Raw genomic sequence first — 24260 nt, 5'->3', positions numbered from 1 at the left:
TTACCGCCCCTTTCCGCCGGATGCATCCCAAGCCTTTTGTAAGACCAAGGCTTCCAGCGCCCGGAGCTTGGTCATTACTCCCGGCGTCAAGTTGATTTCATATAGCCGGGCCAATTGCTGGGTAGCCCCATAGTCAAGCCCAACGGGACCGCTCATTCCCACCCGCCACTGGGTGGACATCAGGGTCCATAGGGTCCAGGCCGGCCGGTTGACTTCGCATACCGCCGGCTGCCTGCCTTCGCAGGTGTCGCAATCGGTGTTTTTCTTTAAAAGAGCGCAGTCCTGGCAATAGTCAGCGCGTCCGTCAGCATGCCACTGCCAGACGCTTACGAGTTTTTTACGTCGTCAGCCAGCGCATAGGTCAGACGGTAGGTTTTGTCGGCCAGGGCAATAAAGTCGGCGTACGGCACTTCGTCGTATTCCGGGCCGTCAATGTGGTAAATTTCTTTCGAGATAAACTCGACAATCCGGTCATTCAGTTCGGCAATGGTCGCACCATCTGGGCGAAACTGCGGGTCGGCCCCAGCGGCTTTCAGTGCTTTCCGTTCCCGGCGGTTTAAGCTGCGGGCTGCAGGCAAAGTAATCTTAGACATACATACATCCTCCTTAATAGGTTGGTTCTGAGTTTGTCAGCGTGGCCACAATGGACACGCCGCTGGCGTTGGTGTTGTAAAACGCCCGAAACGGCAGGGAAATGGAAACCCCCTTCGGCCCGTCAATGCCAGGCGAAGTCCGCTCGTAGATGATCTCCGGCAGCAAAATGTTCAGGCTGCTGCCGCTCAAGGGATTGCTGAGATTGAGTTCAATGGACGAGGTCGCCCCGGCGACCGCTTTATTTAGGAGCGCCATTGAATCAAAAATGGCGGTTACCGTGCCGGTCACGGCCAGCATTCCTTCCGGCAGTGAGCCGCGAAAACCGCCGCCCCCCAGCGTATAGACGCTGCCATCCAGGCCGGTATCGACGGTCAGCTCCACCTTGGTCACATTGGCTAGAAGCTGGCCATCGTCTAAGATTGATGCCATAAAAGCTCCGAATTTACTCATGGGCCTTATGATGGGTTCTACTAAAAAAGACGCCGTTGCCAGCGTCTCTTTGCCTCCCATGATATCGATGGTCGCCTGCAGGTCTTGATTGCTCACCTCAAAAGCCGTACTGAACTTGGATACTTTGCAGCCGTTATATAAAAAATATTGCCCGATATCCGGGAACTGCTGTTCCAGGCAAAGGCTGGGCTGCGAAAAGCCTGGCTTAAAAGTGTGCGTATACGGCGAAGTACCACTGTCGGTTGTATCCGGGCTGCCAAATAATCCTTTCAGCCAATAGCCAATGTTAATTTCATCGACTGGCACCACCACCGGCCCTTGTACGTCGATATTACCCATTCCCGGCGGTGCTACATCCCGCACGCCGCGAATGGTTTTATCTTCAATCAGCGATTGCTTGGCCGTGATTTTTGAACTAGTGATTGGCAGGATAAAGCCGCTGGGGCTGGGCGGTGTGACACCATAGGCCGTTTCATAAGCCAACGCCAGCCGCCCTCGGTAGCCTTGGGCCTGAATCATATTTCCTTCCCCCTCTCTAGTAGGTAATTTGCGTTCCCATTCGTACCGGAACCTGGATGGTAACGTCCATCCGGCCGGGAAATTGAGGAAAAAAGTCGTTACTCTCGAAGGAATACTCCACGTGCGTCACCGGGTAGGACGGGTTGATTTCGGCGATAGTAGTCAGGATGAGCTGCCCCAGTTCGTCGGCCTCAAACAAGCCGGTATTTTCGGTGATCCCGTCCCGCTGGGTGACCTGGGGCTGGATGATGGACCAGCCAATACTGCCGGTATAGCGGCATACCTCCTCGCCGCCGCCTTCCACTTTGCCGCCGGGAAAGACAATCACCAGCGGGCAGTTTTTATCGTTTGGCGGCTTTTTGCCGTCGATCCCCACGTACAGGGACAGCGGCTTGTGATACTTTTGCATGCAAAAAGACGAAATGGCGGCGCTACCAGCGATAGCGTCCCGCCATTTCTGAATAAAAACTGTAATAGGGATTGTCGGAAACATCGCTTAGCCCCTTACCCGGTATTTTCTGGTTTGCTTGCGCGACGGTGGCGCGCCGGTTCTGGCGTACTCCAGAATCTTGTCCTCGATATGCGCCGCTGCCTTGGGGGCCAAAATGGCCTGCATCGGCCCGAAGGTATGCCGGGCGGCAACGTTAATCTCGCTCTTAGCGGACAGCGACACGCCGGCAGCCCAGAAATAGCGGCGCATTTTGTCGGTGATCGCCTTGCTATACCCTTGCTCAATATTTTCCCCCAGCCTAACGGCGGAGTCCGACAGCCAGCCAACACGCACAATCTGCTTACCCGCATCGAATTCATAGCCCACGGCGTTCACCAATTTGCCGAGCGGGCTGTAACGCTTCTTAGGGCTATTCCCGAACACGGCTTCCAGCCTGGCCCGCATATCGGGCGGCATAAATTCGGCATATGCCCGGCCACCAGGGGCGCGGCTCTTAATGCCGGCCTTGATTTGCTGCTGGGAATACCAGCCGAAGGATTTTAAGGCTTTTCGCAGCCAGTCCGGTTTGGTTGTCGCCATGTATTCCAGCCACGGCGTCGCCCCGTCAATCAGATAAAAATCAACATTGATCATGACCAGGGACTCGCTTGGCAAATCATCTGGACCAAGTGCATGGCGCTGTCGGATTCCAGGATATTCGTAACTTCCCAGGTAGCAGACTGATAGACGACTTGATCGCCGGTATCGGGGCTGGGCACATCGCTGGCCGCGATCTGGAGCGTCGCCACGGCGGAGCTTCCTTTGGTTTCAAAGGTGTTGCCCCGCATGGCTGAATCGCCCAGGGTGACAACCGCCGGAATTTGTCTGCCGTTATAAAGGATGAGTTCGGCAAAGGCGTCCAAGTCTAAAAATATGGCGTTATCCCTGGCGATTTGCTCTTTAATCGACATTACCCCACCCTCACTTTGTAGGCGGAGCCGACTGTGCCGCTTAGGATCACGTGATCAAACTCCGGAAATTCATCGTCAATCGCCTCTCCCGCCGCTAAAGTATCGGTCAGGTCCGGGTCGCCGTTGATCGAAAAGGTTAAAGGCTCTGTGCCGGTATTATGAGCCACAAACCGCGTCATGGCCTGCGAAAAGACCAGTGTATCCTCCAGTGTGCCGGTAATGGCTGCCGTGATCAGTTTTCTAAGCGGCATCCGGTTGGTCAGCACAGTGGTTTCATAAACCGCCATAGTTACCTCACCTCCTTATAAAGAATAAAGGGCCGGTGCGGCCCTTTTACTGTTAGAAATGCAGTTTTACATACCCGCTGCCGGTACCGGTGCTTTTGGCCTGCACGGCATAACCGGCGTAGACGGTGTCCGTCGCGTTATTGGTGAGCCAGTGATTGGCCGGGTCCCAGTATAGCTTGTCGCCCTGGCCGTATGCGACCGCCGGATTGGCCGGCCCCAGGAAAACACCGCGCACGACCACCGGGCCGGTTGCGCCTGGCGCAATTCCATTGCCGGTGACAATACCGAAAGCGCCGGCCAAGGGCACCGGATTGCCTGGAAGAATGGGATTGTCCGTAGTGTTGGTGAAATCTATGATATCGCCTTGCTGGGTAAAAACAAATTGCGGAGTCATGTGAACATTACCTCGCTTTTTCTATTTATTTACCGGGATTCATATACAGTCCGCGCCAATCAAGCGCCTTGACACCATACTCGATGCGGATTTTATAGGTAAAACCGTCTACCTGGAAACCACTTTGCTGCTCAATATACGGCGTATCCTGTCCATTTAAGAAGGCTACCTCAATTGTATCGGTAATCGCTGGATCAGCAGCCAGATACCAAGCCGAGGGATTAACCACATCAAGAAGTGGATCGGTAATCATGGTCACAATGTCATGCAGGACATTGACTGCTCCGGCATTTGGCGCGGCCGGATCAGCGGCAGATTGTAGGAGTTGCTTTGATGCAAACATCAATGCCACAGGAGTTAGCATAAACTTGGGCCGGATATTGAGTGGCGTCGCCGTTTTTAAACCGGTCTGCAGCATCATCGCCTGAATAGCGGCTTGAAGTGAATCTTTAGAAGGTGCCTTTTTCAAAGTCGTTGCTATATTGTTGTGGGTTGGGTCAAAAATAGGTGTATTGTCATACCCCATTTTCGGATTGGCAGTCAACGTCTGGTATACATCCTGATTGATAGTCATTCGGGCCGCAGTAGCCCAGCGAGCTGGGAAATCCACCAGAGCATGCATATCGTCATTTAAGATATCCTCGCGGGTGATAGTGAACAAATTACCGCGTTTAGAAAGCTGAATCCATTCACCTGCGTCTGTCAGTGTAATGAGTTTGTATTCCGCTCCTTTCCCGACATTTTCAAGCAGAGGTACTTCCGAAAGCTGCGCCCGAAGTGCCGGCTTATAGTCGTTTAAAACGCCATGCTTGGTCCACATTGGATAGGTAACAGGCGTAAGCTGATAAGCATTCTGCATGGCTTTATCGGCAACATTTTGCAGGATGTTGGATATTACAGAAGACTGCACCATTTCGCGGACCAACAAGTCCCGATCAAATGAGTCAAACCGCTTACCGGTACTCCGTTCATATACGAGACGACCTAAATCAACCATATTCACACAACGTAAGGATTCAAAACCTGGTGCAGGTTTTGCAACTTTTAATCCCGACCGCCAAACTAAAGCATCAATTGCGGCTGCCCGAAATTTATCTTCATCATCGGCAATAACCCGAATCTCTGGCGTCTGAATCACAGGTGCTGATTTGCGTTTGGCAATATCCGTCATGAGGGCCTTGCGCGCCTTTTCCACGCTTACACCATTATCAATAAAAGTATCTTCTTTCAGCCCGGTTTGTTCCCGGAACGAACGGAACATGGCCCGGATTTCCATAACCCGCACCCGTTCTGCCTTGGCGGCTTGCTTGCGCACTACCTGCAAGGCGGCGTTGGAACGGCCAGCGTTATTTTTCTTCATATTTCTCAATACCTCCGTTTTCGGTTGGCACGCATCTTCACACGTCCCTTGTTCCTCGCAATTCAGGCAGCAGTTGTTGCTGCCATCCACCGGGCATTTTCCTTGGCTGCACTCGTCGCCTGCCAAATAATCGCACTCAAGGTGCAGGTCCTCCGTATCTTCCGTGGTTTCCTCAGCGTCCTCTTCATCCAGCAATTTATTATCCTGATCCTCGTCGACATCCCGGTCTTCCTCGTCGTCCCACCCCTCGTCTTCGTCGTCCTCCAAATCCTCATCCAGGCCTTCATTGTCATCTTCGTCTTCGTCAGCCCGAAACGGCACCAATGCCTTTTGCCGTTTGGTAAGAACGGCAGCAACCGCTTTTTGAATCAGTTGCTGCAAGTCGTCCATACTGCGTCCAACGCCCACAGTGGCATCTGCCGGTACACTCACAATGCTGATCTCAAAAGGCTCCCAGCTACGGGCAATTTCGCAGGGTCCTTGATACAGGCCATCTGTCGAAGTCTCGCCCTCCTTCACCGTCTCCCAATCAGTCACCCGATAGCCAACCGACACGCCTTTTAAGGTGCCGCTTAAGACCTTTTGATAGATCACATCGCTGGCCTCATCGGTATCAAACCGGATCGCTGCCGTGCCTCTCATCGCTTTGCTGTCAATCATCGGGGTAAGCACTTTTCCGATGGGTTGCGCAGGGTCATGATTAAATAAGGCAACACCGATATCTCCCAAACGAGTTAAATCAGCGTTGCCTTGAGCATGCCCCAGTATTTCGTTATAGCCCTCCCCATCCCACCAGTAACGTTGTACCGGCTGGTCGCTGGAAAAGGATACTGGTACAATCCGGTTCTTGGTGTCGATATTGGCCGGTTCAATCACCGCCTCACGGTAAAACGTCTTATCCAGACTGCTCCGTTTCTTATTTCCTGTCCTGTTCGCCATTGTCTTCCTCCTTCTCGGCGATCTTCACCACGCCGGTGGCGGCGTCGATGTTGATCCCCTTTTCTTTTAAGAGCACCCGTTCCCTGGCCTGCTGCTCGATGATATCCTTGTAATCCTTGCCCTGTTCGGCACAAAGCTGTTCCAGCGTTGTCAGCCCCATGGCATATTCTAATTTACTAGCTTGCACATCTTTAAGGGGGTCCACCCAATCCCAGCCCGGCGGCAGCCACTTGTGCTTCATATATTTTCGTTGGTTAGTAAAAAAGTCCGGGATCTTCAACCGGCCGCACAGTACTGCGGCGGTAATAACCTCTTTATAGACCGCCCGGGAAAAATGGTTGATCAGCCACTGCTGCACCGGCTGATATGTCCTTCTGTCCTCCAGGGCGCTGTGCCGGGCGGACGAATAGTTTACCTGCGATACGTCGCGGCTAGTCGCCTCATAGGAAAGGCCCTGACCGGCCGAGGAGATACGATAATTCGTCTGGACGAAATCGCGGGTATTGCTGTTGATCCCCGACGGGCTGGCCACATCCATTTTTTCACCGGGCAGCAGGTACTCGATGATGCCGGGCTCAAGGTAATTCCGGCGCTGCCGTTGGTGATCCTGGGGCATCTGACCGAGCCGACCGGCAACCCCTTGGGGCGTGGTTTCGACGTACGCGGCAAAACAGGCGGATATCCGCGCCTTAACTCGCTCGGCCTCCAGGTAATCACCAATGTCCTGAATGGCATCAATGCTAGACGCCAGCAGCGACATGCCGCGTACCTGGGTAACCCGCTGTTTGGTAAACAGGTGCAGCACCTGATCCGCCGGAATTCTAAGCGACTGGAGGTTATGAAGATAGTGATCCAGCGTCGACTGCTGGAACCAGTAAGCCACGGGACGCAGCATGGCATCCACCTCCACACCCGAATAAATTCGATTACCGTTCTCGCTGTTTTCAAACAGGGTGGTGTCAAACATGTCTGCCTCAATCAGTTGCAGCCGAAACGGGATAAATGGAGCATGTGGATCATGGATTTTGACCGCGACGATATCCCCATCGACGATCATGCGTCTTAAGTTCATCCTTTGCATTTCCGTAAAGGTTAGCTGGCCTGTGACATCACAATTTTCCTGTTCACACCATTCGTTCCACACCTCTTCCAGTTCTTGATTTAAGGCATCATCGTCGGTCTTGGCCTGGACGTTAATGCCGAGGCCAATGACATTGCGCTCAAACGGATTAATGATAGATTTGGCAATATCGTTGTTGCGCTCCAAATCACGGGCAATCAGAAGAATCCGTTGGCGATAGGGCTTGTCCACCAACTCGCCGCTACCCCAGGCGGCATTGGCCCGGCTGTTGAAGCGCCCTAGCATGCCGGCATCGTAGTTCCGCTGCATGTCCTGCTGCTGCTTAATGTCCAGCGCCTCACGATAGGCTTGCCGTTCAAAGGCTGCTTTCGGGGATATCCAGCTTACAAGCCGGTCAATCGATTGGCCTAATCCCAAGGGGGAATCCCCCCTTTGCGCAGTGGCCAGGCCGCATAAGCGCGAGTTGTGCCGCCAGCCGCAAACTGTTCATAAAAGAGCTCTTCCTGCAGGCTTTTACGCATGACCCTGAGTTTTTCCATATCCGTTTTGCGGTATCTTCGACCACTAATTTGCATTTCTTCTGCTCCGGTAATCAAAGCGGCTATCGCCGTCTCCACCTGTAATAAAAGCTCCCGGACAATACTCATACTCGCTCACCTCCTAAAAATTAACAAAGACGACACAAGGTCGCCCACTTACCGTTTCATCCAGTTGCTCGTATTCCCCAGCCACTTGTTGCCGCTTATTACGGGCTGTGCCGCCGAGGGACGGATGATCACCGGCTTTTGCAAATACCGGGCGCCGCAAATCTCGGCGGCTAGGGCGCAGTTTACCTCCACATCGAGAAGATGGTTCTGAGCATGGGTGCTGACCTTCGCCCATTCATAGCTGATAATGCCCGCTTTGCTTTTTTTCTCAATTCGTTGTTCGGATACGATTTGATCAGCATACAGCCGGTCGATATCCTCGGGCACCATCCAGGCGCCAGGCATATTGACCTCATGAGCCAGCCGGCCAGCCAAAAAGTCTTTAAACTGGTTGGGGTCAAAGATATACAGGATCAGGCCCAGGCCCATGTCTTTTTCAATTTTCGTCTGTACATAGCGAGACCGAAGCGGCCGGGAGGCCCCCTTGGTCGGCACACAGATGTCCTGGTTATAGGCGCAAAATTTATAAACTTCGTCGGTGTTATACCCAGAGTCAATACAGGCTTTGGCAATGTAGGCAACCTCGCCATTTTCGTTTGTCGGATAGGGACGCCGAAGGATATTCTCGATGTCCGCCCAAGTCTCTGTGCGCCCGTAGTCCACCAGCCACGAGGTCAGATCAGGCCCCCATGCTCTCACGCCCCACCAAAAGTGATTGAGCTGCACGTCGACACCAGCCACAAGCAGCTGTGCGTCCTGATGAACTCTGCCTTTCGGGTAAGCGGCGCGTCTGGCCAAGACGAGATCGGAGTTGTGACGCTTGGCCTCGGTTTTCCAGGGTTCTGCCAACCAGGAGTTGACAAAGTTCTGTAGAAGGAAAGGAAACGCTTTGGATTTAAGAAATTCGGCGGCGATATCGCCAAAGGTGAGCCAGGGCGAATAGATGCTGGAAAGGTGAAAGGCCACCCGGCGGGAAACTCGCCCCGTGGTGTTGTCGGATATCCAACGGCCACCGCGCAGCATATCCGGCTTGTGATGGTCCCGGATGATTTCCTGGCAATGCTCGCAAACATACCACGCCACCTCCCTGACCTGAGCCGGCTCCCGCATTTCCTTGGGCCATCGGACGTTGCTCATCTTCAATATCTGATGCTTGCCACAATGCGGACAAGGCACATAAAAATAGCGCCGTTCGTCGGCGCTCTCGAAGGCTTGCCAGATAGCACCCGTCTCCAGGGTCGGGGTGGATATCAAGACAATTTTTTTATTGTGGAAGGTCTTGGTGCGCTCTCGCGCCAGGCTGATCGGGTCAGCTTCCTTGCCGGCGTTCGCCGGATATTTGTCCACCTCATCAAGGAGCAGGTATCGGATGGGCCGTGACGACAACGACGCCGGCGAGTTAGCCCCGGACAGCGCCAGGTACATGCCGTCAAATTGCAGTTCCAGCGTTTTCGAATCCTTGCTGTTATAGCGTACATCGGTTTCCGGTATCAGCGTGACCATGGGCTGGATGCGGTTGGAACTAGCGAACTCGGCCAGTTCCAGGGTCGGATAAACCAGAAGCGTCGGACTGGGGTCCTGAGCGACGATATAGGCGAGAATGTTTAGGAGCGCTTCAGTGCCTCCGATCTGGGACGCCTTGCAAAAGATAATTTCTTCGATATCTGGATGGGTGAAGGCATCCATAATTTCCTGCAGGTACGGTGTGCGGCTGGTTTGCCATCTACCGGGCACGGCGGCTGTTTTTTCATCTAAAATCCGGTAGCGATCCGACCACTCGGTTACGGTTAGGAGGTCCGGCGGTTTCAGTATGGCGATGGCATCTTTCAGCCACGCCGGCCACTCAAGAGGTGTTCTTTTTCTTTGACCGGCGCGGCGGAGTGTAGACTCCGTCAATGCTGATTTGTTCGAGCCCATCGGTTATTACCTCATTGACCATTCTTTCTATCCTCCTCGCAGTTACCGCATCCACATGCGAGGCCACTTCCACCGATACCCGCCGGCCCAGTGTCAGGAGCGAACGTTTCAGGACAATGAAAAATCGCTGCAAGGTGTCGGTGGTTTCTTCCGCACTGACATATTTGCCCTTTAGCTCCCCGAGCTTGATAGCGGCCGAGGCAGCAGCTAGCTTCTTTAAATCGGTGTCTGCTTTTAGCTTTTGCTCCTTCAGCGCTACGGCGTCCGCCTGCCCCTCGGTACGGATGCCGCTCCCTACCAGCCCCCGCCAGCGAAGAATATCTTTGAGGCACCACCAGCCGTGTTCTTCTTTGGGGCATCCATCTCGGACCCAGTAGGTCAGGGTGGATTTATCTATGCCCAATAATTCGCATAGGTCTGAGGTGGAAATACATTTTTTCCCACCAATCACGCGCCCCCACTCGTCTGCCATATCGGTCGCTCCCTCCTTTCCGCCCATAAAAAAAGAAGCCCTTTACGGCTTCTTGCTGAACTTTCCTTCTATTATATTACTGTGATCCGGCCTGCTTCGATTTCCTCCTCGATTTCGTTCTCAGTATACATCACTATCTCGGTATCCCGAGGGTCTTCGGAAGCCAATACCCAGGCGTTATGCCATTTGCCAACTAGCCTATAGTTCTGTTTACTGCCTTTCAGTGTAAGAAGGGTTCCTTTAGCGTATTTCATCGTTTTAGCCTCCTGTGCTTTTGTTGTGTTCATGATAGCTCTTAAGGCACAGTTAATCAACTCATTTCTTCTGTTTTCATCGATTATTTTCGATTATCTTCGATTATCTAACGATTGCGTATTTGAACGTAAATAAAAAGGAAACCGGCGTCGGCTTCCTTTTTATTTACTTATTATTTTATAACCAGCCAGCCTTCCTCCAGCCCTTCCTCGATCTCGGCCTCGGTATATAGTATCACCTCGGTGTCTTCCTCGTCTTGTGGCGCCAGTACATAACTGTCATTTACAATATAGGCTGTGCCAACTAGCGTATACAGTTCATCATACGATGCAAAAACAGTTCCTTTAGCGTACTTCATTTTTACACGCTCCTACTTCTAGCTAAATTATCCCGGAGCCGTTCCTCGCGAATTTTGTGAATTAAGAGAACGTCTTTTTCTGTTACATATCTGGGTGGTACAAATATATTCAATTTTTGAAGCTCTTTAGAAACCAGTTTGCGGGGGTATCCTAGTATCATTTTCTTTTCTCCTTCCTGTGCTTTGTTGTGTTCATGTTAGCTCTGAAAGCACAGGAAATCAATAAATATCTCTATTTTTCACACGTTTTCTCTCTAATTCTCTATTTTACTAGCAATACCTGCCGCCACCAATCCATCCAGCAATCTCCGGCTTTTCTCTTCTATTGTCCGGGCGTTAATATCAATGCCGAACCCAGCGAATTTGAACACGTTACCGACCACATACGCGATGTATTCCTCGATGTGATTCAGCGTGTCCCGGTGAAAGCACTCGTTCCACATTTCATCGACCACCGCTTCCGGCGATCCGCTATATACTCTGTCATTCATCATTACTCGCATTATTATCACCACCTAAAGTTAAAATTCGGCTTGTATCGCGGCTCTTGTTCCGGGAAAGCCGATTCCTTGATCGCCCGGTGGAGAATGCCGATATCAAACCCGGCCTCCTGGTAACCTTGCTGGATGATATAGTAATATTTATTACCTGGCGTACCAAGCGGCGGCCCCTCGTTCATAATATACACCATCGCCTTGACCCGCTCTCCCTTAAAGGTGACTGTCACGATTTCCTTACGATAAAGGCGGGGAAAGCCTTCGTAGCGGTCTAGCGCCACCTCATCGGCGGACTCAATCTCCCAGAGAAGCACCGGCACTATCCCAGCGGCGTCCGGTTCAATATTCATCACTGCGCCGCCATCCATCCCCCGAAAGGTTGCTTTGTATCCCCTGAGCTTCGCCGGTCCCAATACCCGCGCGGTCGGGCACCGCATTGCCATCTGTTCAATATTCAAATTGCTACCGTAAGCCAAATAGATTTTAGTCATCATTATTCCTCCACTCTTTATTGAGGCAGGGCGGCAAAGCCGCCCTGCCTTATTTTCTTATGACGCCGCGTATCTCCAAGCACTGTTACCCTCTAGCTTGGCTAAAAGGTGCTGCCTAGCCGTTTGGAACTCGTCGCCGATCAGGCCAAGGCGTAGAAGCCAGGTCCGAAAGGTGAACTTTTCGTTCGTAGTAGCCGTTTTTCTGGCCGACGCGCTCTTTTGTGCGATTGCCTGGTGGCTGATCGCCAGGCAAAGCTGGATGTACGCTTTTATCTTCCCGGCGTGAGTGGTGGAATTAAAAAGCCTGAATTCCACTGTCCCTTTCGTAAAGACGGAGTGGAAATTCAGGCCATGATATCTGCTTGCGTGATAATGATAGTTGGTTTCCCCGCTATAGGGTTTATACCAAAGTGTTCTTAGTGCTTCCATGGTCGCAGGTTTAGTGCGGTTAATATCTTCTATCAAGCTGCCATTCACCTTTTGGCAAAATCTTCTCATCCGTGCCTCGTCAACTTCAAGGGCTTTATAGAGCATGTCCTCTTTGCTAGCCATCAGGTTGACCAGGTTACGCAGCGTTTTGGCGGTATGGTTGGCGGCATCGACATGAATATGGATGCCGCAGCTACTATTGGTGAACGCGCCTGCCTCGCGAAGTCTTCTAATTAGTTCCTGAATGTCTTCGATATCTTCATACCGGCTTTTAGGTGATACCACCTCGACTTTATATTCGTCTCCTGCCGATGTCCGTGCGCCGTTTACCTTTTTTTGAGCCGTAACGCTGCCGTCCTTAACCACTTGCCAGGTGCGACCTTGGCGGTCAGCTACCCTATAGCTTCCATATGAGGCGCTCTGGCGGCCGAGGCTTGTACCAAAATAGGCGGCGATGGTTGTTGCTGCTTGGTATCTAGTGATTCCGGTGAGTTCAATTTCGATGCCGAAGTACTGGTTTTTCATGCTGCTAACCTCCTGTGCTTTTGGTCACTGTCATGTTACCTCCAAATACACAGGAAATCAACTCAATTATTCTATTTTTACATGTTTTTCTTTTGTTTTATCAATATTATTCACGTTTACGTCAATTATCACAGTTTTACTCTTTTAAAGCCGTTTCCAAGCCCTTACAATACCTATCTTAAGTAATTCAGACGACGGTTTCAGGAGTAGCCAAATGTGCCTTTCGCCTTTTCACTGCCTCATGAACCTGGTCCTCCGTTCGGAAAGAACCGTTGCCCTCCAATCGGCTAAGGAACAACCTTCGAGCAAAGCTGTACTCCTCACCGATAAAACCGAGCCGGAGCAGCCAGACCCGGAATGTATATTTCTCATTGGCTGTTTCTTTTTCATTTGGCGTAGCATGTCTTTGCATCATAGCCATGGCATTTACTGCAAAGGCAAATTGAATATAGGCAGCAATGATCTCTGAACTCAGCGTTGCAGCAAACCAACGTAAGGTGATCTTATCCTGAGTAATCGCAAGACCCGGTGAGACTTCGCTACCTGACACTTCCAAAAAATCCTCAATCGTTTTGAGACGAACGGTGTTAATTTTCTTCACAATCTCAGGGATCATAAAGGGTTGGCCAGTGCCCATCGTTTTAGCAATCAGCCGTTCCTTGGCTGAAAGGATATTAACAAGGTTCTGCAGCGACCTCCCCCAGTGGCCATCAATCGAGAGCGTTACTGCCGCTCTCCCTTCCGCTTCTATCCCATTCTCTTCAAGAACTTTCAAGACCGCGAACACTTCGGTCACATTGTCTAGTTTTACTCCTTCGGTAACAATTGCGCCAGCCTTGTCAACAAGCCACTCGCGTCCGCTGCCGTTAGGCTCGGTGATTAGATACCCAAATCCTCGCGTGCCTTGGTAAACCGCCTGTGTGCCAAAATGGGCGGCAATCAGAGCCGCCACCTCTTTTCGCTCGCGACCAGTTACCTGCATATGAAACTGAAAATCGTGCTTTTCCATATAAAGCCCTCCCTTGTTCATTTCGTCAGTGCACATGTTACCATGAACACGCGGGAAAGCAAGTTAATTCTTCCACCGGAAAACCCGCACCATGCTTTACCGTATTCTTCTAAAAAAATAGAAACAAAAAAGCACCTGCAATAAACAGATGCTTAACGTGAAGCAATGACGGGGCGGGTTAGGAATTGCCTATAAAATATCTTGATAATTGGTCGCGCCGTAAAGGATACGCATAATCACAACTTCCTTGTCGAGTTCCTCTACTAGATAAAAGACCAGATAATTATCTACGATTAGTTTCCGATACCCACGTGCTTTGAGCGGCTCATCCAGCACGTACTGACAAGAAAACGGATATTCTTTTAAACGCATGATTGCCGCTTCGATGTGATCCATCAGCTTGTCTGCAGCAAGAGCAGCAGACAGTGTACCGAGAATATACCCATAAAATTCATCCAAGTCCTCTTCGGCTTTAGGGGTAAATTTCACGCGGTAATTATGCTCTGCCATGTTTTTTTCTCAGCCGCTTAAATACTTCTTCACCGTCTAACAGCGGCATTCCATCAGCGATTTGTTTTTCCGCTTCCGCCAGTTTCTTGTACACTTCCACAAGCGCCATTCGCCGCTCATAAGTTTCCATACTCATAATAACCATGTCGCCATAGCCATTTTTGGTAATAAAAATAGGTTCTTGCCGTTTGCGGCATAATTCAGAGATTTCGTTTGTATTTCTTAAATCCGTAATCGGTCTGATTTCCGGCATCTCCATCACCTCTATAAATCATTGTGACATTATTATAGCATAATTACGTACAAAACAAAACTTAATACGCACGCTCATCACAATAATTTAGCATGCTGCCACCTCACGGGCGACATCCGCATGGGCTTTTTTCTCTCCATCCCGCAACAGGAACACGCCTTTATCGCTGCCGACCTGACCAATATACCGGGTGACAATCACGTCGGCATATAGCGGGTCGATTTCCGAGGTATAGCAAATGCGGCCAGTCTGCTCGGCGGCGATCAGCGTGGAGCCGGAACCGCCAAACAGGTCAAGGACGGTGTCCCCGGTCTTACTGCTGTTTTGGATGGCATTGGCCGGAATGGCCAATGGCTTCATGGTTGGGTGATCGGCGCTCCGGCTGGGCCGGTCGAACGGCCAAACCGTGGTTTGCTTGCGGTCGCTGTTCCAAACATGGGCCGCGCCCGGTCGCCAGCCGTACAAAATCGGCTATAGCAATAGGTAAGATTTTGATACTATCTCCATCTTTTCCCCTGCTTCACACCGGACATGAGAGTTTCCAACTCATCCGGCGTTCCATCAATGATTAGTAACGTTAAATCATATGGTTTCCAGCTTGTAGTCTACACTTATTGATAGACTTGAGTTCCTCTGCATTAGGTTTCACAATGTCTAAATACTTCTGAATCGTCTCTGCTGAGGTTGTATGAATCAAGTGGTGGACGTCCCTGGTAATAAAGATCAGATTATCGTACTGATCTGTTCCACCTGTGGCTCTCAGCTGGATATGGTGAGCTTCCATTTGCCCAATTTGCAGTATTGCTTTGGTAATTCGACAAAGGCCAGCTTGTCCAATGTACAGCGAGATACGGTTGTCGTTATATTCGACGCTTTCACCTTGTACTGGGTTGCGCATTAAATAGCGTACGATTGCCATATTGGCGCGCTTCAGTTTTTGGTGTATTAGTGCTCGACCGGCAACCGTGAAGTCACAGGTTTCCTGTTTAAAGTTCAATGGCGGTCTTGTGCTAATGCATTGTACTGGAAAAAGAGTTATTGCTCCAATACTATAAGTCCGCTGATTGTATTTGCCATAGAACTTCAGGAATGCCCGACTTTTGATTCCCTTTCTCTTTAGATGATGCTTCAGTCGGTTATACAGACATCGATTGACTACAAAGGCGATTTCACGAAAATCCTTACTCACCGAACTTGCTATAGCGTAGTAATTCTGTAGCCCCAATACCGTAGCATTATAATTGCTAACATTTTGGGCGGAGGAATTCTCCTCGATTCGATGGATTGCTGTTTTAAGTCGTTCAACACACTTTTTCTTTGCCTTATCAGTAAGCCTTGATTCGATCACATGCGTTTTTCTCTTGGGGACAGCCTTGATCTTGATCCCTAAGAATTCCGTATATTCGCGTCTGAGATTTGTGATTTTTGATTTTTCCGGGCTGATTTCCAGTCCCAGTCGCTCTTTTATCCACGCTTCTACTGCTGCGAATATTTTTATCGCATGATTATAAGACCTGCAAAAGATCTTAAAATCATCGGCGTACCGGACAATATACATCTCTTTAAGGGTTGTTGTTCTCAACGCCTTGCTGTGTGAACAGCAGTTCTGGTATGCATGCCTGGTTTTCATTGACAACCATTGGCTATCAATCCACCAGTCCAGTTCATTGAGTACGATGTTGGATAGCAACGGGGAAAGTACGCCGCCTTGCGGCGTTCCGACCTTCGGAATCCCTTTTCCTTTGACCTCTGCTTTTAACATCTTTCCGATGATGCAGATGAGATTCTTGTCTCGGATGCCCAACGTCCACATTTGTTTTAGGAGTTTTCCATGATTCACATTATCGAAGAATCCCTTTATGTCAATGTCCACAACATAGTACATCTTATTGATGTTTACCAGGTGATATGCTCTGGCAATGGCATGGTGCGCGCTTCTGTTCGGACGAAACCCAAAACTATATGGGTAAAATTTCGCTTCACAGATTGGCTCCAGAACTTGCAGAATGCATTGTTGCAGGATTCGGTCTTCGATTGTCGGAATGCCTAGCGGCCTTTTCTTTCCATTTCCTTTATCGATTTCCGTCCGCCTGACACTGTGGGGAGAGTAGTTCCTCAACCTCTTTTGAAAGTAGCGAACTATGTCTTCGTTAGTGGCGTTCATGATGTTCCTGATTGTATGTCCGTTGGTGCCGCTGGTGTTGCTACCCGTATTTCGTTTAATTTTGCGATAGGCGAGAAGTATATTGTTCTCTGATTCTATGATGGGAATCAGGTTCTTGAAGCATTGACCGTTTTGGCTCCTCTCATAGAGTTCGTCAAAGGTTGGTTGTGTGTCGTAGTACTCGTTGTAGCGGAGTTTGGATTTTTTGAAACTCTTCTTGCAAGCTGTCATTAGTCGGCTATTTTCCTCTCTTTCGATTGGATTTCGCCTCTGTTAGTCTTACTCGAACCTAATGATTACCATGATTTTACGTTTTTCTCATTGACTAAAGGCTATCCCTCCACAGCTTATTATCGCTGCTTCCTCGGTACTATGCCTTCACTTTCACGTTGATAAAGGTATGTTATGTCTTCCATACCAACGCTTCGCAGGAATGAAGTCCTCCACGTTCAACGCTTACTCCGTTCCTATATCTCTATCATTCGATGCCCTTAGGTTCTTGCTATGAGCCTGCTCACACGATGCCGCCTGTAACGGCATAGGGACTTTGGCTTACACGATTCCTACTCATCCCCGTGAGCTGTACAACCTGTACACCTCGGCATTTCTACCGAATCTGGCTTTAGACCCGTACATTCGCAAGTTCGTCAGTTCGTTATGGCTGTTGATTGCCGAACATTCTAACCATAGGCACCGGACTCCCGCCCTATCTGCTACGCGTTCCACCTCTGGCCCGCTTTCGACAGCTTAACCTGTTTCGATAGCATTCAGACGACTTTACCGAGCTTATGACACATTTTCTCTTCATAGAATTTGTGCCATTCGGAGTTCTTAGAGATAGCCCTTCGGGTCGTTACTCCCTCATTTGACTATTTGAGATACAAGTTCTACAAAATCTTGCGATTTTGCGCCTAACCTTTTCAGTTAGGAACGGATCGCACCATGCTGCCAGTGGTAGTCCTGGCGGCCAAGCACCATGCTGTTTTTTACCCAGACCAGGCATTGCTTTAACAGCCAGCCGGCATCCACCATAGCTTTGCGGAAGTTCAGTCCCTCGGTATCCGCATGACATACATAAATAGCACCGCCTGGTGCCACTACTTCCAGCATGTTTGTATACGCTTGCAAGAGAAACTTGTAAAAATCGCCATCCGCCATGCTATCGTTTTGAATTTTCAGGCTGTCCGCCGTTTTACCGACATATGCTACGTTATACGGCGGGTCGGTAAAGACCATGTTGCACAGCTTGCCGTCGGTAAGCCGCCGGACATCTTCCGCTTTGGTGGCATCGCCGCAAAGCAGTCGGTGTCGGCCCAGCAGCCAAATATCGCCGGGCTGGGTTAGCGGTTTTTTGATTTTGGCGGCTTCCTCCTCCGCGTCAAAGTCATCCTCGACCGCCTGTTTTTTAGCCGGCTTGGTTTCTTCCTCCTCCAAGACGGAGGCCAGCAGGTTCTCAATCTCCAAATCATCAAAGCCGGTAATCTCTATGTCCATGTCGGTTTCTTGAAGCTCGGCCAGCAATTCCTGCAGCTTCGGCAGATCCCAGTCACCGCCTGTCTTGTTGAGCGCGATGTTCAGGGCTTTTTCTTGGGCAAGCGGTAGGTCTACCAGGGAAACATCGACGGTTTTATGTCCTATCGCCTGGAGTATCTTTAGCCGCTGGTGGCCGCCGACCACCACATAGCCGCGCTTGCTGACGATGATCGGGTCAATATAACCATAGGTGAGAATGGATTTTTTAAGTTTCTCGTACTCCTTATCCCCTGGTTTCAAATCAACGCGCGGATTATATGGCGCGGCATTTAAATTTTCAATGGGCAGTTTGACAATTTCCAAGTCTTTTCCCCCAAACAAAAAAACGCCCACATAAACGGACGTTTAAGAATTTCAGTTTGCAATTGTTGAATACCATGTTTTTACAACTTTCAAAATCCGCCAACCCTCAATAACGCTGAATTTGCGTGTTTAAAAAGTTGAAAGGTTGAACAAATTTTTTTAATTTTTCGCGGGAATTTATCGCGGCATCGCCGACCCCTGCGGCCCCCACCCCGTAAGAAGGAACCGCCCGATTTATTGCCAGTAAATGGGTGCCACACCTCATCACCGGATCGGACGGCACTGCTTAGGGATGATCGCACCATGCTTTCGTTCCACGGGCGGGGCGTTGGCTCTCATCGCTTCCCGGCTCGTGATATAGCCGCTGCATTGTCCTTGACACCACTCCACCCGATTTGCCATGCAGACTTCCGCACTGTGATTCAAGCAGTCCGTCCGGCTACACACTACCGTTGGCATAAGGCCACCTCCATAAAAAGTAAGACCGCCCCAAACAGGGCGGTCCTCAAGTATTTCGATGGTATCATTATAGCACGATCAAAGTCAAAAAAGTGTCTAGACTTTTTCCAGTTTCATATTGCCTTTAAGGCAGTTACTCCAAAAAGTGCGACGGCGAATTTCCTAATCGCTTTATTCTTCATATCGTAGACCGACTGCCGTGAACTATAGCCAAATTTATCAGCAATCATATCCTTATCCAGCTTTTCTACATACCACATGGTCAATACATCTTTGTACTGCGCGCAGCCTGCCTCCTGACAGATCGAATGCAAAACGTCCTCAACCTTTTCCATTTCCGTGAGCGTCAACTCCCGCATCTCCTGCCACTTTTGCAGTTGAAAGATCTGGTTTAAGGTGTCGTGCGATTGAGACGCCCGAACACCGGTCACGTCCATGCTTACAGCACCCAGCCCTTTCGGTGCGGTCTGCCACGTTAACTGACCGATCATCCGATCGGCGTGCTCGACGCTCTTATTGAGTTCCCGGTAATAGCGCAAGTAGTTTTCTGCTTCCCTAATGCAGTCCATGCTTAGTCCTCCTGCCTCGGGTTGATTGTCTCACCGTTAGCCGCCTGCCGGAGCCATTTGCTAAACTGATAGGCTTTATCTATTTCTTTCTTGGGCTCATCTTTATGCCCCATTCGTAGCAAGTACTTCAACGCATTGCCGCGTAAATATCCCTGAAACTGCTCTGGAGGTAAATACATCTGCAAAATCTCTATAAGTTCAACTGGAGCGATTTGATAATGTTTTTGCTGGGCCGCTGACCCTTTACTCAGTGGCTGCATCTTGCTTTTCTTAGATAGATGCTTACCCCAGCACTTCCGGTTGCAGAAATTCCTCTCGCTGATGTTGTTTTGATATCTAAGGAAGCCGGAACCGCAATAATCGAAGGTAACCACTTTCTTGGTCATCTAGTCCTCCTGTACCGAGTGTATTTTTTGAATCGTTTTTTTCTTGGCTTGCTCCTTGGCCTTGTTGGCAGCTTTCTGCTGCTTCTCGGCCCATTTAATCCGCCGCTTCCATTCGGAATTAATCGGCAGCATATTCATGGCTTGTCCTCCCACTTCTCATTTCACTGGTCACAATCCAGGCACAAACAGGGCACGTATCGGGCACAAATGTCACGATAAGAAAAACCGGGTGAACCCGCACAAATACTGACTTTCTTTAGAATTTGGGTCACAGTCTCTATATAAAAATATATACTTTATATATTTATATATATTTGATAATTCTTCTTATATATAAAATAGAAGTGTCTACTGTGACCATCAGTGTTCATAAGGGTTTCATCCGTTACCTGTCGGAGACTTTTCCATACCTTTCGGTGACTTTACGCCCCTTGAATTTTTGTGTAAATCCGAAACGACTTGCCGTCTATCTTTTTAAAGGCCGTTTTAAACAGGTTTTTGCTGCTTAGAATCCGGCCAAAATTAATATTGCTTACCGGCACCAGACCGTTCTCTCGGCACCAAAATGAGTATTGTAGATAGACATCCCGTGCAATCTGATTTTCCACCTGATGACTTTCGACAAATAAGAGAACCGGATTGTTGATGCCCTCATACAGCTTCAATTGTTCAGCCACCTGGGCACTGTCCGTAAACCGCTTATTTTTAAGTAGCCGCTTAAGACCGGCAACGGCAAGCTTCAGCAAATATTTCATGCCGTTTTCCGTCAGCAACTTATCTTTAATAAACGGGTCGTAGTCCGGGTCCGACGCGCTAAATTTCGCGTTGAACGGAATAATAACCAATCGACGCATGAAGCCGTGGCTCTGGTCGTTAATCCGGGGCATTTCGTTCGTGCAAAAGATCAGCGTGGCATAGTTATCCAGAATGAAGGGCGTTTCACCCTTGTTCTCCACCATAATGCTCTCGCCGGTAACGAGCTTTTTAAAGATGCTGGAATTCTCCCGGTAGTTAGAGCTGATATCGTCACCGATGTTCGCCAGCTTGCCGAAGAGCTGCGCGTTGACAAAGCGCCGTTCAAAGTCGGCCGGTTCAAGCGTTGCGATATTTTCCCGGCTCAGCATAGTTTTGATCATGTCAAGAAAGGTGGATTTTCCGTTTTCACCGCCAGCGGTCAGAAAGAAGGTTTTACCGAAGGATTTTTTCCGATATAGGCAATACCCAATCATTTCTTCAAGCAGCAGGCGCAGGTTATTGTCCTTACAGGTAATTTTGCCGAACACCGTGTCGACGCTCGGGTCATAGGCGGTGGGATCGTAATCGTAAGGGATTCTGTTTTTCAGCACAATCTTAGGATTGTAATCCAGCAGACTATCGGTTTCAATATCGTATATCTTGCTTTTCAGGCCAATGTAGCGCGGCTCGGCCAGACTGACTTCGTTATCGCAGGTCACCTGGATATAGCGCAGCACCTCACTACGCTGGCTTGATGTTAATGTCGGAATTTTGCCCAGCATTTTACGCTCGAAAAGCTCCCAGTTGTTCGTGTACAGGCCGTTCTGGTAAATGTGCAGCATGCCATCGATACGAGCTACATGCTCGTTGTTTATAAACCAGCGGGCAAACCCATCGTGCAAAAACTTGCCGCGTTCACCAAAGAAAGTCTCTGTCGGGAACGCCTCATCGCGGGTAATGGTATCGATCTCCCGCTGCGTGAGCGGCGTTTTAAGGATAAAGCGGTTTATAAGATTGATGGCCTCAATGATGGACGTTTTAGCTATTCCGGCCGATTGCAGCTTGATGATATAGTTAAACAGTTCCTGGTTCCGGCCGTCGCCCTCCCCGAAATGAAACCAGTCTACTGGAGTGATTTTAACCGGCCGCAGCCAATCAGGCAGTTCGTCAGGCTCCTCAGTCTGATTCAGCCACTCTCTGGCTATGCCGCTAACCACCAGGGGAACGAGGCCGTTCTTTAGGCCCACGCCGACATCGACTTTAATGCCAACCGGGGTATACGCCTTGACTGATCTGTTTTTCACACTGTTCACAGCCGGGTTTTTGAAATAGAAATGCAGGCCCCTGGTTGTTTGCAGGATATTGCAGTTCAGTTCCAGGTAATTGACGATTTCATGGACAATCTCAGCCTGTTCCTTGTTGTCCACGTCGATCTGGATCATATCGTCTGCCAGCACACCGGCATAGTCTCCCCGATCCGGGGGAGACGGCCGCATCTCTTCCATTTTTTCGAGAGGCACCTTGCCCTTGGTCTTTAGATATCCCTTGTACATACTCACTTTGCACCACCTGCCAAAAAGTCGTTAAGGCGTTTTTTTGCGACATCGATATACCAGGAAATGTCCAGTTTCGCAGGCAAAGGCAGGTTGTTCACATTCCCGTTTTCGATAAAGCAGCGTTCAGGAGTGTTGGCGATTTTTTCGATGCGCTCCAGGGTTTTCTGCTTGAACACGCCCGCGTCATGCCTACTGCGGGAGGCGAATACGCGCAAAACACGCTCGCTTAAAATTTTATCCCCATGCATGGCGTACATATATTTCCGCGACACCTTGACGATTTTTTGATATTCCATAAGGTTCGTACAACCTATTATGGTCTCTTCCATCGGCGTCCCTTGGATGAAATATTTGATTAGAGCCTTGTTGACGATAGGCAGGTCGTTGTCTAAGACATCGAGCTTCTTGACGTAGGCCCCCTTGGACTTATAGGTTTGATCCTTGTGAATAACGATGTAGTTGTTCACATCTTTTTGGAAGATCCGCTCGAACGTCTCAAATTCAAGCACCATGCGGGTGCGCTCTTGCCACTCGGCGCAAATAGCTTTAATAAAATCGACATCATCGTTATCGAGTTTTACGATTACGCCGTCCGTGTTGGATTGAACGACTTTGCAATGCGGTTCCAGTTTCTCGATGAGATCCAACAGCAAAAGCTGGCCGCCTACGCACACGTTGTTGGCCTGGCGCGGGTCGTACAGAGCGTTGTACTTGTCCTTCATGGCCCCATAGGTACTGTTCAGCACGATCTTGTACGGCTGCTGCATGGGGTTTTTCTCTTTTTTCAGCCGGAGGCGTTCGTCCCGGATTTGCCTGTACTTCTCAGGATCGACGACACTGCGGCTGAGAAAACCGTATTCAATCATTAGGGCGGGATAGTAAGAGGCCACATCGATATTCAGAAACAACCCTTCCCCTTGGTAATTGTCGATGGCTCCGTGAATGCCGCCCCAGGCAAAAATATGGGGAACGCCGGCGACGAACACTTTCAAAGACTTGTTATAGTCCCGGTTCGCCGCTTCGCCATACCAGTCGGCAATATGCCGGTATTTACTGAGGCGAAGGGTGTCCGGCAGCGTAATATGAAACTCATCATGATAACTTTGCCGGGTTGCTTCCAGGATGATCGCCGCAAGCTGTGGTTTGGTTTTAGCGATGTAACCTAGCGGTAATTTAAAGGCATTTAACAGTGACAGTTGGCTCTCAAACTCGTCAGTCCGGTTCAGGAACACTTCCATGGTTTGCTCCACGTCATGGCGGCAGTACTGTTCCACCTGACGCAGCTCCGCTGCTGTCAATTTGCGGGCGGTCTTAAAGCTGACGTCGGTTTCCCGAATATCATTGCCCATATACCCTTCAAGCTGTTTGAGGCCGTGATAGCTGGTCATGATGTCAAATACATAAAGCTGGATTTTGTTAAACGCGTTTGAATACTCCCAGCCTTTGCGGTCTTCGGCAATAATGAACTTTGATATTTCGTACGGGTCAAAATCCAGCAATATCCCCTTCAGGATATACTGGTCGTAGCTGCGCGAGTTGTAGCCGATCCATATTTCGTCTTTGTTCTTCTCATAAAAACGGCGAAGTTTTTCCGGGTCGTTGATGATGGTATGAAAGGTCTGGGTGCTGGCATCCGCCAACACCACCAACCAGTCTAGGAGAAAGACCTCAAAATCAAAGAAAATCATGAGTCGGAGAAAACATCCTCAATTTTGTACGTCTTATAACCCTTGTCGTTTTCGCCGTAGTCAAGAACATATTCCAATTTTTCCGTTTCGATGGCTTCCGTGATGTCCATCAGCATGTCGTTGTACTGCTTGAAGTTATCAAAGTCGATTTCCACACCGGATTCCAAGCTGCGCAAGAAATCATTGGCCATGTGGATACCGAAGCCGGTGGTCAGCATTTGGTAGTAAAAAACATACTGGCCCTTGTAGTCCCCGGCGATAATTTTCATCCAGCAGGCCAGCATGGGATCATCGGACTTCTTGCTGGCCTTCAGTTCCAGCTTAGTGATTTTCACTTCATACTTGCCTTTGGGCACATCCTTAAATTCCTGCTTGTTTTCCGACGCTTTCTTTACGTCGTCTTTGAGACCGGTAGTATCGATTTTTTTATCCCATTTTTCCCAGATATTAGCCATGGTAAATTTTCTACCTCACATTCA

At 49.6% G+C, this 24260-nt stretch carries 30 protein-coding genes and 1 pseudogene; all 31 read right to left on the bottom strand.

Going from position 1 to position 24260, the window contains the following annotated elements; genetic code table 11:
- Positions 1-198, bottom strand: a pseudogene (locus tag EV210_RS10225) (DUF1799 domain-containing protein); the annotation flags it as partial.
- Between the two features lie 128 nt (positions 199-326).
- Complete coding sequence (locus tag EV210_RS10220) at positions 327-593, bottom strand: hypothetical protein (RefSeq protein WP_132079522.1); 267 nt, start codon at positions 591-593, stop codon at positions 327-329.
- A 13-nt stretch (positions 594-606) separates the two neighbouring features.
- On the bottom strand, positions 607-1563 hold the full coding sequence (locus EV210_RS10215) for a phage tail tube protein (protein ID WP_132079519.1): 957 nt from the start codon (positions 1561-1563) through the stop codon (positions 607-609).
- Positions 1564-1579: 16 nt separating this feature from the next.
- Positions 1580-2056 (bottom strand): hypothetical protein, encoded by a 477-nt coding sequence (locus EV210_RS10210; RefSeq protein ID WP_132079516.1) that lies wholly within the window; start codon positions 2054-2056, stop codon positions 1580-1582.
- 3 nt (positions 2057-2059) lie between these two features.
- Complete coding sequence (locus EV210_RS10205; RefSeq protein ID WP_132079513.1) at positions 2060-2647, bottom strand: hypothetical protein; 588 nt, start codon at positions 2645-2647, stop codon at positions 2060-2062.
- Positions 2644-2964, bottom strand: coding sequence for a head-tail joining protein (locus EV210_RS10200; protein ID WP_132079511.1), 321 nt, complete (start codon positions 2962-2964; stop codon positions 2644-2646). Before EV210_RS10200 ends, EV210_RS10205 begins: the two co-directional genes overlap by 4 nt.
- Complete coding sequence (locus tag EV210_RS10195; RefSeq protein ID WP_132079508.1) at positions 2964-3251, bottom strand: hypothetical protein; 288 nt, start codon at positions 3249-3251, stop codon at positions 2964-2966. Before EV210_RS10195 ends, EV210_RS10200 begins: the two co-directional genes overlap by 1 nt.
- A 52-nt stretch (positions 3252-3303) precedes the next feature.
- Complete coding sequence (locus EV210_RS10190; protein WP_132079505.1) at positions 3304-3645, bottom strand: DUF2190 family protein; 342 nt, start codon at positions 3643-3645, stop codon at positions 3304-3306.
- A gap of 25 nt (positions 3646-3670) precedes the next feature.
- Positions 3671-5944 carry a phage major capsid protein gene (locus tag EV210_RS22620; RefSeq protein ID WP_165898863.1) on the bottom strand — a complete coding sequence of 758 codons (2274 nt, stop codon included), beginning with the start codon at positions 5942-5944 and terminating at the stop codon, positions 3671-3673.
- Positions 5922-7442 (bottom strand): phage portal protein, encoded by a 1521-nt coding sequence (locus EV210_RS10180; protein WP_132079502.1) that lies wholly within the window; start codon positions 7440-7442, stop codon positions 5922-5924. Before EV210_RS10180 ends, EV210_RS22620 begins: the two co-directional genes overlap by 23 nt.
- On the bottom strand, positions 7433-7672 hold the full coding sequence (locus EV210_RS10175) for a hypothetical protein (protein ID WP_132079499.1): 240 nt from the start codon (positions 7670-7672) through the stop codon (positions 7433-7435). The genes EV210_RS10180 and EV210_RS10175 overlap by 10 nt, the downstream gene beginning before the upstream one ends.
- 48 nt (positions 7673-7720) lie before the next feature.
- Entirely contained in the window at positions 7721-9589 is a 1869-nt protein-coding gene (locus tag EV210_RS10170; protein ID WP_207900701.1) for a phage terminase large subunit family protein, read from the bottom strand.
- Positions 9516-10061: a hypothetical protein gene (locus EV210_RS10165; protein ID WP_132079496.1), complete on the bottom strand. Its 546-nt coding sequence runs from the start codon at positions 10059-10061 to the stop codon at positions 9516-9518. Before EV210_RS10165 ends, EV210_RS10170 begins: the two co-directional genes overlap by 74 nt.
- A gap of 71 nt (positions 10062-10132) precedes the next feature.
- Complete coding sequence (locus tag EV210_RS10160) at positions 10133-10315, bottom strand: hypothetical protein (RefSeq protein WP_132079493.1); 183 nt, start codon at positions 10313-10315, stop codon at positions 10133-10135.
- Positions 10316-10488: 173 nt separating this feature from the next.
- Positions 10489-10674: a hypothetical protein gene (locus EV210_RS10155; RefSeq protein ID WP_132079490.1), complete on the bottom strand. Its 186-nt coding sequence runs from the start codon at positions 10672-10674 to the stop codon at positions 10489-10491.
- Positions 10675-10928: 254 nt separating this feature from the next.
- A complete protein-coding gene (locus EV210_RS10150; protein WP_132079487.1) occupies positions 10929-11177 on the bottom strand; it encodes a hypothetical protein in 249 nt (82 codons plus the stop codon).
- A 5-nt stretch (positions 11178-11182) separates the two neighbouring features.
- On the bottom strand, positions 11183-11665 hold the full coding sequence (locus tag EV210_RS10145; RefSeq protein WP_243650506.1) for a gamma-glutamylcyclotransferase family protein: 483 nt from the start codon (positions 11663-11665) through the stop codon (positions 11183-11185).
- Positions 11666-11719: 54 nt separating this feature from the next.
- Positions 11720-12616, bottom strand: coding sequence for an amidoligase family protein (locus EV210_RS10140; protein ID WP_132079484.1), 897 nt, complete (start codon positions 12614-12616; stop codon positions 11720-11722).
- Positions 12617-12803: 187 nt separating this feature from the next.
- Positions 12804-13625: a hypothetical protein gene (locus EV210_RS10135; RefSeq protein WP_132079481.1), complete on the bottom strand. Its 822-nt coding sequence runs from the start codon at positions 13623-13625 to the stop codon at positions 12804-12806.
- A 189-nt stretch (positions 13626-13814) separates the two neighbouring features.
- Complete coding sequence (locus tag EV210_RS10130; protein ID WP_132079478.1) at positions 13815-14135, bottom strand: type II toxin-antitoxin system RelE/ParE family toxin; 321 nt, start codon at positions 14133-14135, stop codon at positions 13815-13817.
- Positions 14122-14388, bottom strand: coding sequence for a type II toxin-antitoxin system Phd/YefM family antitoxin (locus EV210_RS10125; RefSeq protein ID WP_132079475.1), 267 nt, complete (start codon positions 14386-14388; stop codon positions 14122-14124). Before EV210_RS10125 ends, EV210_RS10130 begins: the two co-directional genes overlap by 14 nt.
- 87 nt (positions 14389-14475) lie before the next feature.
- A complete protein-coding gene (locus EV210_RS10120; RefSeq protein WP_207900700.1) occupies positions 14476-14853 on the bottom strand; it encodes a DNA methyltransferase in 378 nt (125 codons plus the stop codon).
- A 112-nt stretch (positions 14854-14965) separates the two neighbouring features.
- Positions 14966-16783 carry a group II intron reverse transcriptase/maturase gene (gene ltrA, locus EV210_RS10110; protein WP_132079468.1) on the bottom strand — a complete coding sequence of 606 codons (1818 nt, stop codon included), beginning with the start codon at positions 16781-16783 and terminating at the stop codon, positions 14966-14968.
- Between the two features lie 693 nt (positions 16784-17476).
- Positions 17477-18406 carry a ParB N-terminal domain-containing protein gene (locus EV210_RS10105; protein ID WP_165898862.1) on the bottom strand — a complete coding sequence of 310 codons (930 nt, stop codon included), beginning with the start codon at positions 18404-18406 and terminating at the stop codon, positions 17477-17479.
- 246 nt (positions 18407-18652) lie between these two features.
- Positions 18653-18847 (bottom strand): hypothetical protein, encoded by a 195-nt coding sequence (locus EV210_RS10100; protein WP_132079462.1) that lies wholly within the window; start codon positions 18845-18847, stop codon positions 18653-18655.
- Positions 18848-18960: 113 nt separating this feature from the next.
- Complete coding sequence (locus tag EV210_RS10095) at positions 18961-19416, bottom strand: hypothetical protein (protein WP_132079459.1); 456 nt, start codon at positions 19414-19416, stop codon at positions 18961-18963.
- 2 nt (positions 19417-19418) lie between these two features.
- Positions 19419-19802: a DUF3310 domain-containing protein gene (locus EV210_RS10090; RefSeq protein ID WP_132079456.1), complete on the bottom strand. Its 384-nt coding sequence runs from the start codon at positions 19800-19802 to the stop codon at positions 19419-19421.
- Entirely contained in the window at positions 19803-19940 is a 138-nt protein-coding gene (locus EV210_RS22615) for a hypothetical protein (RefSeq protein ID WP_165898861.1), read from the bottom strand. It abuts the gene before it with no gap.
- A gap of 284 nt (positions 19941-20224) precedes the next feature.
- Positions 20225-22090: a phage/plasmid primase, P4 family gene (locus tag EV210_RS10085; RefSeq protein ID WP_243650519.1), complete on the bottom strand. Its 1866-nt coding sequence runs from the start codon at positions 22088-22090 to the stop codon at positions 20225-20227.
- Between the two features lie 2 nt (positions 22091-22092).
- Positions 22093-23781 carry a DNA polymerase domain-containing protein gene (locus EV210_RS10080; protein WP_132079450.1) on the bottom strand — a complete coding sequence of 563 codons (1689 nt, stop codon included), beginning with the start codon at positions 23779-23781 and terminating at the stop codon, positions 22093-22095.
- The gene (locus EV210_RS10075; RefSeq protein ID WP_132079447.1) at positions 23778-24236 is read right to left on the bottom strand and encodes a DUF669 domain-containing protein; all 459 of its coding nucleotides are present in this window, start codon (positions 24234-24236) and stop codon (positions 23778-23780) included. Before EV210_RS10075 ends, EV210_RS10080 begins: the two co-directional genes overlap by 4 nt.
- Positions 24237-24260 lie beyond the last annotated feature (24 nt).

It is taken from the genome of Anaerospora hongkongensis, assembly GCF_004339805.1.
GTDB classification, from domain to species: Bacteria; Bacillota; Negativicutes; order Sporomusales; family DSM-15969; genus Anaerospora; species Anaerospora hongkongensis.
The sequence above is the reverse complement of the archived record's forward strand: the minus strand, read 5'-3'. Positions and strand labels throughout refer to the sequence as shown.

What these genes read in the sequence shown, in the direction of transcription:
- EV210_RS22620 (WP_165898863.1), bottom strand. Translation starts at nt 5,944, where the DNA reads ATGGCGAACAGGACAGGAAATAAGAAACGGAGCAGTCTGGATAAGACG.
- ltrA (WP_132079468.1), bottom strand. Translation starts at nt 16,783, where the DNA reads ATGACAGCTTGCAAGAAGAGTTTCAAAAAATCCAAACTCCGCTACAAC.
- EV210_RS10215 (WP_132079519.1), bottom strand. Translation starts at nt 1,563, where the DNA reads ATGATTCAGGCCCAAGGCTACCGAGGGCGGCTGGCGTTGGCTTATGAA.
- EV210_RS10100 (WP_132079462.1), bottom strand. Translation starts at nt 18,847, where the DNA reads ATGCCAACGGTAGTGTGTAGCCGGACGGACTGCTTGAATCACAGTGCG.
- EV210_RS22615 (WP_165898861.1), bottom strand. Translation starts at nt 19,940, where the DNA reads ATGAATATGCTGCCGATTAATTCCGAATGGAAGCGGCGGATTAAATGG.
- EV210_RS10165 (WP_132079496.1), bottom strand. Translation starts at nt 10,061, where the DNA reads ATGGCAGACGAGTGGGGGCGCGTGATTGGTGGGAAAAAATGTATTTCC.
- EV210_RS10150 (WP_132079487.1), bottom strand. Translation starts at nt 11,177, where the DNA reads ATGCGAGTAATGATGAATGACAGAGTATATAGCGGATCGCCGGAAGCG.
- EV210_RS10195 (WP_132079508.1), bottom strand. Translation starts at nt 3,251, where the DNA reads ATGGCGGTTTATGAAACCACTGTGCTGACCAACCGGATGCCGCTTAGA.
- EV210_RS10075 (WP_132079447.1), bottom strand. Translation starts at nt 24,236, where the DNA reads ATGGCTAATATCTGGGAAAAATGGGATAAAAAAATCGATACTACCGGT.
- EV210_RS10130 (WP_132079478.1), bottom strand. Translation starts at nt 14,135, where the DNA reads ATGGCAGAGCATAATTACCGCGTGAAATTTACCCCTAAAGCCGAAGAG.
- EV210_RS10095 (WP_132079459.1), bottom strand. Translation starts at nt 19,416, where the DNA reads ATGGACTGCATTAGGGAAGCAGAAAACTACTTGCGCTATTACCGGGAA.
- EV210_RS10135 (WP_132079481.1), bottom strand. Translation starts at nt 13,625, where the DNA reads ATGGAAAAGCACGATTTTCAGTTTCATATGCAGGTAACTGGTCGCGAG.
- EV210_RS10220 (WP_132079522.1), bottom strand. Translation starts at nt 593, where the DNA reads ATGTCTAAGATTACTTTGCCTGCAGCCCGCAGCTTAAACCGCCGGGAA.
- EV210_RS10145 (WP_243650506.1), bottom strand. Translation starts at nt 11,665, where the DNA reads ATGATGACTAAAATCTATTTGGCTTACGGTAGCAATTTGAATATTGAA.
- EV210_RS10085 (WP_243650519.1), bottom strand. Translation starts at nt 22,090, where the DNA reads ATGTACAAGGGATATCTAAAGACCAAGGGCAAGGTGCCTCTCGAAAAA.
- EV210_RS10125 (WP_132079475.1), bottom strand. Translation starts at nt 14,388, where the DNA reads ATGCCGGAAATCAGACCGATTACGGATTTAAGAAATACAAACGAAATC.
- EV210_RS10160 (WP_132079493.1), bottom strand. Translation starts at nt 10,315, where the DNA reads ATGAAATACGCTAAAGGAACCCTTCTTACACTGAAAGGCAGTAAACAG.
- EV210_RS10190 (WP_132079505.1), bottom strand. Translation starts at nt 3,645, where the DNA reads ATGACTCCGCAATTTGTTTTTACCCAGCAAGGCGATATCATAGATTTC.
- EV210_RS10205 (WP_132079513.1), bottom strand. Translation starts at nt 2,647, where the DNA reads ATGATCAATGTTGATTTTTATCTGATTGACGGGGCGACGCCGTGGCTG.
- EV210_RS10080 (WP_132079450.1), bottom strand. Translation starts at nt 23,781, where the DNA reads ATGATTTTCTTTGATTTTGAGGTCTTTCTCCTAGACTGGTTGGTGGTG.
- EV210_RS10140 (WP_132079484.1), bottom strand. Translation starts at nt 12,616, where the DNA reads ATGAAAAACCAGTACTTCGGCATCGAAATTGAACTCACCGGAATCACT.
- EV210_RS10090 (WP_132079456.1), bottom strand. Translation starts at nt 19,802, where the DNA reads ATGACCAAGAAAGTGGTTACCTTCGATTATTGCGGTTCCGGCTTCCTT.
- EV210_RS10175 (WP_132079499.1), bottom strand. Translation starts at nt 7,672, where the DNA reads ATGAGTATTGTCCGGGAGCTTTTATTACAGGTGGAGACGGCGATAGCC.
- EV210_RS10170 (WP_207900701.1), bottom strand. Translation starts at nt 9,589, where the DNA reads ATGGGCTCGAACAAATCAGCATTGACGGAGTCTACACTCCGCCGCGCC.
- EV210_RS10210 (WP_132079516.1), bottom strand. Translation starts at nt 2,056, where the DNA reads ATGTTTCCGACAATCCCTATTACAGTTTTTATTCAGAAATGGCGGGAC.
- EV210_RS10200 (WP_132079511.1), bottom strand. Translation starts at nt 2,964, where the DNA reads ATGTCGATTAAAGAGCAAATCGCCAGGGATAACGCCATATTTTTAGAC.
- EV210_RS10155 (WP_132079490.1), bottom strand. Translation starts at nt 10,674, where the DNA reads ATGAAGTACGCTAAAGGAACTGTTTTTGCATCGTATGATGAACTGTAT.